Raw genomic sequence first — 9201 nt, 5'->3', positions numbered from 1 at the left:
CCGACGACGAGAACGGGCGATGCTGCGCTTCAGGCGGATGCGAAGTTTGCAGAAATTCGCCGCCGTCCACGCCTCGGTCTGCAACCATTTCAACTCGGAGCGCAGCCTCACTTCCCGAACGACTTTCAAGCTGAACCGCGCCGCCGCTCTCGCCGAGTGGCGCGGTCTTTGCGCGGCATAAGGGACAGCCATACTGCCCTTGGAGAGACTGGTTCGCATTCGTCCGGCAGCACCACCTTAGCCGATGTACGGCGTTCGTTTGTGTGTTTGAACCGCAAAAAAAGGCGACCTTTCAAAGAACGAACACGTTTACGGCCTCAGCGAACCCTTTCAGACGGACGTCATTGATCTTGCGAATATCCGAGATGTCTGTCAGGCTTGCGCGGGTCGCCTGGTCCAAGAGGACTTCACAGCCTGCAACCTTTGTGTGCGCTTCCAATCTCGCCGCGAGGTTCACTGTTTTGCCAATGCAGGTATAGGTCGCGCGGTGATGCGTGCCTGTATAACCGGCGACAACTTCGCCGGTTGCGATACCGAAACCGATCTGCAGCGGTGCGTCATTTGCCGCCTCGCGTTCCTCATTCAACGCCGCCGTCATGGCCAGCATTTCCCGCGCAGCAGAAACAGCTGCTTGCGCTGAATTCTCGAGCGCGTTCGGTGCGCCGAAGAGCGCCATCAGCCCATCACCCACCATGAGGCTGATGATCCCGCCCTGGCTGGAAACGGCCTCGAACATGAGGGTGTAGTAAGTATTGATCAGGTCGATTGTCGCCTCTGGCGTCATGTGCTCGGATATGGCGGTGAAATCCCTGATGTCGCAGAACAATACCGTGGCAACCCGGCGTTCTCCGCCGATGGCAAAGCCGCTTACCGAGAGGTGCTCTGCGACCTCCGGGGTGGCAAAGCGGTTGAGCAGCTGCTTTTGCTCGTCCTGGAGGCGCTTGCGCACGAGGCTGGCGCTGACACGGGCCCCCAGCAGCACCTTGTTCACCGGTTTGGGTATGTAATCATCCGCTCCCAATTCGATGCAGCGCACGATGTTGTCCAGACCTTCGACCGAAGAGGTCACGATCACGGGCAGCTGGCGCAATCCGGGGTCCGCCTTTAGCGCTTCGAGCACTTCAAAGCCATCCATTTCCGGCATTTCGATGTCCAGCAGCAGGATGTCGTAACTGTCGGACTTCAACATATGCATTGCGATCCGCCCGTTTTCCGCCACGGACACGCGATGGCCCAGCATCTCGATGCTGCGCGACATGAGGAGGCGGTTGACCTTGTTGTCATCGACAACCAGCACATGTCCGGGCATGTCACGCATCGATCAGGGCCCGCAAAGCGTTTTCTGTCTGCGACAGGGTCGCCTCAAGGGCGTCGATTGTGGGCGAGCCGGATGTTTCCATGTGGCGGGCAATGTCGGCGAGTGCGGTGGCACCAAAAATCTCGGCGTTTGACTTGAGCGAGTGGGCGGCGCGCCTGAACCCATCCGGATCCTGCGACGCGTCAGCGGCCTTGAGCGCTGAAAGCATCAGCGGTGCCTCTTGCAGAAAGGTGGCAACGAGTTCAGCAGCGAACTCCTCACCCATGGAAGCGCGGAACTCGGCGTAGGTCTCGGTGTCGACGATGTTTGGGCTCATGCCTGATCCTTTTGCGGTGAGGGCACGTTCAAAAGCGCCTCGGTCAAGCGATCAACGCGGATCGGTTTGGCGATGTAGTCGTCCATGCCTGCATCCAGACACATGTCGCGGTCGCCCTGCATCGCGTTTGCGGTCATCGCGATGATGCGGGGACGCGTGTTCGGGTGCTCATCGATGATCCGGCGCGTGGCCTCAAGGCCGTCCATCTCTGGCATTTGCACGTCCATCAGAACCACATCGTAGGTTTGCCGTGCGACGCTCTCACAGGCCTCGATCCCATTGCCCGCCAGATCTATGCGGTAGCCCATCTGCTCCAACAGGCGGGTGGCGAGTTTCTGGTTCACCAGATTGTCCTCGGCCAGCAGGATACGGAGGGGGTGACGTTTGGCCATATCCGGATCGGAGGGCGGTTTCGGCACCGTTTTCGGGGTGACTTTGGTCACGGCATCCGGGGCAAAGAGCGTGACCAACGTGTCAAAGAGCTGCGACTGCCGCAACGGTTTGGCGAGCGCGGCGGCAAAGAGGGCCTTGTCCGCATCCGTGTCGCGCAAACCAAGGGAACTGAAGAGCACCTTGGGCAGGTCTGGCGCACGTTGGGCAATTGCGCGCGCCAGATCCAGCCCGTCCATATCGGGCATATGCATGTCAAGGATGGCCAGATCAAAGACGTGTCCACCGTCGATCGCCTCCAATGCCTGCGCGGGTGTCGCGTAGGCCCGAGTCTGCATGCCCCATTTTTGGGTCTGCAAGGTCAGGATCTTGAGGTTTGTGGCGTTGTCATCCACCACCATGAGGCGCTTGCCGCGCAGCTCGGACTGTTCTCCGATAAGGCTTCGCGCTTCGGTCTCCGGCAGCCTGGCGGCCTTCGCCTCGATGGTGAAGTGAAAGGTCGATCCCTTGCCCGCGCCGTCACTGGTCGCCCACATCGTCCCGCCCATCAGTTCGGCCAGCCGTTTGGAGATGGCAAGACCAAGGCCGGTGCCGCCGTACTTGCGGGTGGTGGAGCTGTCGGCCTGACTGAACGACTGAAAAAGACGGCTCATACCCTCGTCGGTTAAACCGATGCCAGTGTCGCGAACGCTGAATTGCAGCGTGGCACCCCCGCGATCCGTCGCAGCTGCGGACACGGAAAGAATCACTTCACCGGCCTCGGTGAACTTGACCGCGTTCGACAGTAGATTGAGAAGGATTTGCCGTAACCTCGTAAGATCGGTGCTGATCCCCTCGGGCACGGTGTCGTCGTAGATATAGGCCAGGTCCAGCTGCTTTTCCGCGGCGCGCGCGCTGATCAGATCCAGTGCGGACTCGATGCAGTGTCGGAGGTCAAAGGGGTGATCCTCAATATCCATTTGCCCTGCTTCGATCTTGGAGAAGTCGAGGATTTCGTTGATGATGCCCAACAGAGCGTCGCCGCTGTCCCGGATCGTGCGGGCATAATCTGCCTGCTCTTCGTTCAAGTCAGTGTCCATGATCAGCCCGCTCATCCCGATGACTGCGTTCATAGGCGTGCGGATTTCGTGGGACATAGTGGCAAGGAAGGCCGATTTGGCCTCATTGGCCTTTTCGGCCTCTTCGCGGGCGTCTTGTGCTGCCTTGAAAAGGCGGACGTTTTCAATTGCAATGACCGCCTGGTCGCAGAACGAGTTCGCCAAGGCAATCTCGTCGTCGCTATAGGCCTGCTTGGCACTCCGCGCCAGAACCAACAGCCCGAAAAGCCCGTCTTTCAAGTTGAGAGGTACATAGAGCGCCGCATTTACGTCGAACCTTTGATGGATGAAGTCCTCATGCGGTGGTCGCTCAATCGTCGACCAATCCGGCAGGTGCAGCATTTCACGCGACAGAATGGCGCGGGACGGAAAGTTGGCCGAAGCATCAACAGGGTTATTCTGTGGCCCATGATCGTCCATGATGCCGGCAGGCGTTGCGCCGGCGACAGGCGAATAGGTCTCGCCATTCGTGGTCATGACAAAGGCCATGTCGCTCGCCAGAAGGGATGTCGCGGACTGGCAGATGGCTTCAAAGACCGGCGTAACATCGCCCGGCGACTGACTGATGACCCGCAGGACGTCGGCCGTCGCAGTTTGCCGGGCCAATGACGTCTGCGTTTCGTTGAAGAGCCGTGTGTTTTCAATTGCGATAAGCGCCTGATCACAGAAGCTTTCGGCCAACTCGATCTCTTCAGCTGTGAACGCCCGCGCTTGGCTCACACGGGTAAAGACCAGCACGCCCAAAGTGACCCCGTCGCGGGTCATTGGCAGATAGATCGCTGATTTCATGCCGAACTTTTGAACAGTGTCACGTTCGTGTACCGGCAAATCGACGACGCTCAGATCCGGAACGTGGACCATCTTCCCGGTTTGGAACACCCGCGACGGATAGTTGAGCGCGGGATCAACGGGTACAGGATTGGGGTCAAGATTGGGGATGCGTCCCGTGGTTTGATAGCCACCTTCCGGGATGAAGCAATCGCCTTTGCGGATCATGACTGCCGCCCCCTCGCAGGACAGCAGCCGGATGCCCGTTTGCGCAATGGCCTCGAACACCGGGCTCGCATCCGCTTGTGCGCTGCTGATCACCCGCAGGATGTCAGCGCTGGCAGTTTGGCGGGCCAGCGAGGTCTGCGTATCGTTGAACAGCCTTGTGTTCTCGATGGCAATCACAGCCTGATCACTGAATGTCTGCGCCATGGCCAGCTCATCGGCGGTAAACGCACCGGGCGTTTTGCGCATGAACAACAGGACGCCGACACATTTATCGCCGCGAAGCAGCGGCAGCGCCAAGGTGGCCCGCGGACCGTCGGGCTTTTCCAACTCGCGACGGTCTTTTGCAGGCAGGTCGGCAGTCGTCCAGTCAGTCAAGTGCGACATCTGTTTGGACAGGATGACATGCGAGGGCAGATTGTCCTCGGGATCAACCGGATGACGTGTTGTATGAACGATCTCTTTGACGCCGTCCTTATCGGCGACGGCCGCGTTCCAAAGCTCTTGCCCGTCCGTTTCTATCACGATGGCCATGTCGCAGGACACCAAAGACACGGCCAATCTCACGATTTGCTCGAAAACCGGGGTCACATCATCGGGCGAACCGCTGATGACGCGTAGAATATCCGCACTCGCCGTCTGCCGTGCCAAAGCCGTCTGGGTTTCGTTGACCAGCCGCGCATTCTGGATCGCGATCACAGCCTGATCTGCAAAGGTTTCCAGCAATTCGATATCTCTATCCGAGAACGGTTTGACCTCGCGCTTGTAAACCGCAATGTTGCCGGTCACCTCGCCGTTGTGGATGAGCGGGACGGCCAGAAACGTTCGCACCCCTTCGTCGTCTACGACGCGACGACGCAGCATATCGCCTGCGCGGTAACGGTCGGTGTCCTTCAGATCGTGCACATGGTTCGGCTTTTTGGTATGGAACACAAGGGTCGTGGCGCTCGGGTTTTCCACATCCCAAACCGTTTCGCCCACCTTCAAATAGTTCAGATTATCGCCCCAATGCGCGACCAGCTTCGCCGTTTTTCGATCAGGGGAGAGTATATTGAGGCTCACCAAAGGCGCATCGCAAATCGCCGCCGCTCGGGCAAGGATGGCCTGAAACGCCGGATCTGCGTCTTCGACCGAGTTGGAGATAACCTCAAGCACCTCGGAGGTCGCGGTTTGCCGCTTGAGCGCCTCCTCCACCTCCGCTGTGCGGGCCTTGGTCTCTTGCATCAACCGTGCATTCTTAATGGCGATGCTGGCTTGGGCGGTAAAGCTTTGGATCAGTTCGATTGTGGAGGTAGACGGTGGTTCGGTATGCGGCCAAGCCACAACGACGGCACCCCAGATCTGGTCCTCATCCCGGATCGGCACCCCCAGCATACGCCGCCATCCAACGGCCTTTGCCAAGTCGGGTGCGTAGTAGACTGACCCGTCCTGTGCGTCCTCGATATGTGCCACGTCCCCGCTTTCGACCACCTTTACCGACATGTGGCCTTCGGCTCTGACAAACGGGTAGTCGGACATCAACTCGGCGGCGAGGTCCGGCGGGAAACCATACTGCGCACAGAAATGATAAGCGTCTCCGTCAAACCGGTCGAGCACACAGAACGATGCCCCGCAAAGCTCCGCTGCCTTCTGTACCACCAGATCAAAGACCGGCTGTGTGTCTTCGACCGACTGGCTGATCACACTGAGAATTTCGTTGCTTGCTGTCTGCTGTTCCAGCGATTGCTGCGTCTGGATGAACAGCTGCGTGTTGCGCAGCGCGATGACCGCCTGATCACAGAAGGACTGCGCCAAGGCGATATCCTGCTCCGAGAACGCGGTCTGTTCCGTCGACCCTATGGCCAGAGAGCCAATGCTGATGCCCCCCTGCACCAGCGGAACATAGATCGCGGACTTTAGCCCCAGCTGTTTGCCGCGCTCAACCTCGTGCGAAGGAATTTCTGTGTTCGGCCAATCGATGATGTGCTGCACTTCACCCGTGACCATCGCGCGGGAGGGGAAATTGTCGTCCGGGGCCAGAGGGTGCAACGGCAAGCCGTCAGGTGTGAATTTCTGCGCCAGTTTGCGCGCACCTTCCAGTATCCTGTCGGTGATCAATACGCCTTTCGGCCCCGAGCCGGCCGATGGGTAATAATGGTCTTCGTAGCGCAGGTGAAAGATCGCCATATCGGCGTGGATCAATTGGGTTGCGTTGCTGACAATCGTCTCCATCACCGGCTGTACATCTGTGGGCGACTGGCTGATCGCGCGCAGGATTTCCGAGGTGACTTTCTGCCGCTCAAGAGCCTCCTCGACCTCACTCGTGCGATGCTGAACCTGCTCAAAGAGTTTGGCGTTCTTGATCGCTATCACCGCTTGATCGGCGAAGGTTTCCACCAGTTCAATCTGGCGGGGGCTAAAGGGGCCGACCGTGGGACGTGCAAGGTCCAGAACGCCAATCACTTCGTTATCAAGTATCAACGGAACCGCGATAATCGAGCGCCAGCCACCTAGGCTCACGGATTGTGGGATTGCATATTCCGGGTCCGACAGTATATCGGGTATGTGAATCGTCACGCGATCCAGGGTAGCGCGCCCCGCAACGTTCCCGCGGTCAATCGGGTTTGGATTAACCGCGTGCCAATCAAGCATTTCCGGCGTGCAGCCGAAATTGGCGCCCATGTGCATCGCGCCACCCCGGTTTTCGAACAGAATGCAGATCGACGCATCGCACAGACGCGCCGCCGTATCGATCAGCGCCTGCAATACCGTAGGCAGATCGAACGCATCCTGACTGATCGTTTTCAAAACCTCCGCCGTGGCGGTCTGCAGCTCAAGGGCTTCTTGCGTCTCATTGAAAAGCCGCACGTTCTCGATGGCGATGGCTGCCTGTTCGGCGAAGGTCTGGGTCAGTTTGATATGGGTGTCCGTTGGGGCGGTGCTTTCTGGCCAGGCCAGAATGATGGTGCCCCAACTCATGCCACCTACCACAATCGGAACGCCTACGATTTCGCGAAATCCGTATTCTATTGCCAATTTATGATCTTTATAGCTTGGGTCCTGTGCATCGGCGATGCGCTGCACCTCGCCAGACGCAACCACTTGCGCCGAGAGGGTATCTGGACCTGCGGGCCGAGGAAATTGCGCCAAATACTCGTCAAGGTCAGCACCTTCAAAACCAGCTGTCGCGCAGTGATGCTGCATCCCATCTTCGACGCGCCAAAGAAAGCAAGATTTGGCGCCGCAAAGCTCCAACGCCGAGATTGCGATGCTGTCGAACACGGGCTGCAAATCGCCCGGGTTTTGGTTGATGACACTCAGGATGTCCGCTGTGACCGTCTGCTGTGCCAGCGCCTCTTGCGTCTCCGTGAACTGGCGGGTGTTGTCGATGGCGATTACGGCGTGCTTTGCAAAGCTTTCGATCAGCGCGATATCAGCAGACGAGAACGGGCGCACATCGCGGCGGCTTAGCGCAAAGGCCCCGATTGCCCGCCCGTCTCGCATCAAAGGCACGGCAACCCGAGAGCGGATGCCTTCTCGATCAACCATCGACACGGTTGTGGGATCGCCGCTGCGGTAGGCGTCCGTATCAGCGAGATCGTGGATCTGGATGACCTCGCCCGTCCTAATCGCCGTGGCCGCAGAATGCGGACTGCTCAGCGGCCATTCATCGCCGGGTTTGCTTACCTGATTGGCGTGGCCCCAATTGGCCGCAAGACGGTAATTCTTACTGCCTGGCACGTATAACGCCAACGCCGCCTGATCTGCGCCGCACACTTCGGTTGCCTGTTCCAGAACGGTTTGAAACACGGCCGCGGCGTCATCGCGGCTTTGGCTGATGACCGACAGGATTTCCGAGGTGGCCGCTTCGCGTTCCAGCCGCTCCTGCACCTCGCGAAACTGCCGCACGTTTTCGATGGCGATCACCGCTTGCAGCGCAAAGGCCTCCACGAGCGCAATCTCGTTTGACGAGAACGGCGCGCGTCTTTCTCGGAACAGCGTGATTGCGCCGATTGCGCCCTGGCTCCCGACCAATGGGACAAAGAGAACGCTGCGAATGCCGCTGTCATCCACCATGGACCGCACAACCGGGCTGCCGGCGGAATAAAGTTCGCTTTTCCCCATGTCTTCGAACGCGATCAGTCGGGCCTCGACAATAGACCTCGCCGCGTAAGACAAGTCCGGGTCCATCTTCATGCCGCCCGTTTCGAAAAGCTCAACCGCCGTTGGAGCCATGCCGATATGCGCGGCAAGCGTCTGGGCGTTGTCCTGCGTCGTTGCGAGGATCAGACCCGCCATCTGGGCGTTGCACAGAGCAACGGCGTTGGCCAAAATCGTCTGGAAAACGGGGCCGTCGTCGTCCCGCGATCGGCCCAGGACCCGCATGACTTCAGTCACCGCCGCCAGTTGTGCAGCCATCCCGCCCGCCATCGCACTGCTTTGCCGAGGCTTTGATTTGCTTTGCTCTGCAGAGTTTACTTTCGGTGTGCTCAAGGCGCTTGGCTTTCAATCAACAAAGACTGCAAACCCCAGATAGACGACGCAGAAGTCCACAGTTTTCAATAGTTTTAGGATTAACATGAGCTGGTTTCCTTGGGAAGCAGTAAGGCCGGTTTTCGCGCCGACCGTAACCGTCAGTGCGTCGCTTCGGACAGTGAATACCAGACAGTTCAATCTACTTCATATCTCTGCCGCGTTTGCAAACAGCGCATGCAATCGGGCAGCAAAACAGATACGAAAGAGCGCAGTGCATTCAGAGCATAAGCCGACTTTGGAACTATGCTACCGTTCTATCTGAGCTGTTCTTGAAGCCGCAGACGCCTCGAACCTGGCTTCCGCATTTTCATGGCCCGTCAAACCACGCGCCATCTCTATGAACGGCGCTGTCAAAGCAAACTGGCTTGAGGCGGGTAGGGCGGTTCTGTAGCGTCCAGCATGACCAAAAGATCCCCGTTTCGCTATTTCAAGACCAGCCCGGAAATCATCCGCCTGGCAGCTATGCTGTACATCAGGTTTCCGCTTTCACTGCGGGACGTGGAAGATCTTCTGCACGAACGCGGCATTGATGTGAGCCACGAGGCCGTCCGGTTCTGGTGGCACAGGTTCGG

Annotated in this window: 3 protein-coding genes and 2 pseudogenes; 2 read left to right on the top strand and 3 right to left on the bottom strand. The window is 58.6% G+C overall.

Annotated features, from left to right (window positions below; genetic code table 11):
• Window positions 1-181 (top strand): annotated as a pseudogene (locus tag AC2FNA_RS23950) (IS6 family transposase); the annotation flags it as partial.
• Between the two features lie 111 nt (window positions 182-292).
• On the opposite strand, the gene AC2FNA_RS23945 reads toward AC2FNA_RS23950, so the two are convergent.
• From AC2FNA_RS23945 to AC2FNA_RS23935, 3 genes are read right to left on the bottom strand one after another with little or no spacing between them, the layout of a single operon-like run.
• Window positions 293-1309 carry an adenylate/guanylate cyclase domain-containing protein gene (locus tag AC2FNA_RS23945; RefSeq protein WP_496830917.1) on the bottom strand — a complete coding sequence of 339 codons (1017 nt, stop codon included), beginning with the start codon at window positions 1307-1309 and terminating at the stop codon, window positions 293-295.
• Window position 1310: 1 nt separating this feature from the next.
• On the bottom strand, window positions 1311-1634 hold the full coding sequence (locus tag AC2FNA_RS23940) for an Hpt domain-containing protein (protein WP_496830915.1): 324 nt from the start codon (window positions 1632-1634) through the stop codon (window positions 1311-1313).
• Window positions 1631-8512 carry a GAF domain-containing protein gene (locus AC2FNA_RS23935; protein ID WP_496830913.1) on the bottom strand — a complete coding sequence of 2294 codons (6882 nt, stop codon included), beginning with the start codon at window positions 8510-8512 and terminating at the stop codon, window positions 1631-1633. Before AC2FNA_RS23935 ends, AC2FNA_RS23940 begins: the two co-directional genes overlap by 4 nt.
• A 516-nt stretch (window positions 8513-9028) precedes the next feature.
• Here AC2FNA_RS23935 and AC2FNA_RS23930 point away from each other — a divergent pair.
• A pseudogene (locus tag AC2FNA_RS23930) lies at window positions 9029-9201 on the top strand (IS6 family transposase); the annotation flags it as partial.

The organism is Ruegeria sp. YKSD163 (assembly GCF_059612905.1).
The sequence above is the reverse complement of the archived record's forward strand: the minus strand, read 5'-3'. Positions and strand labels throughout refer to the sequence as shown.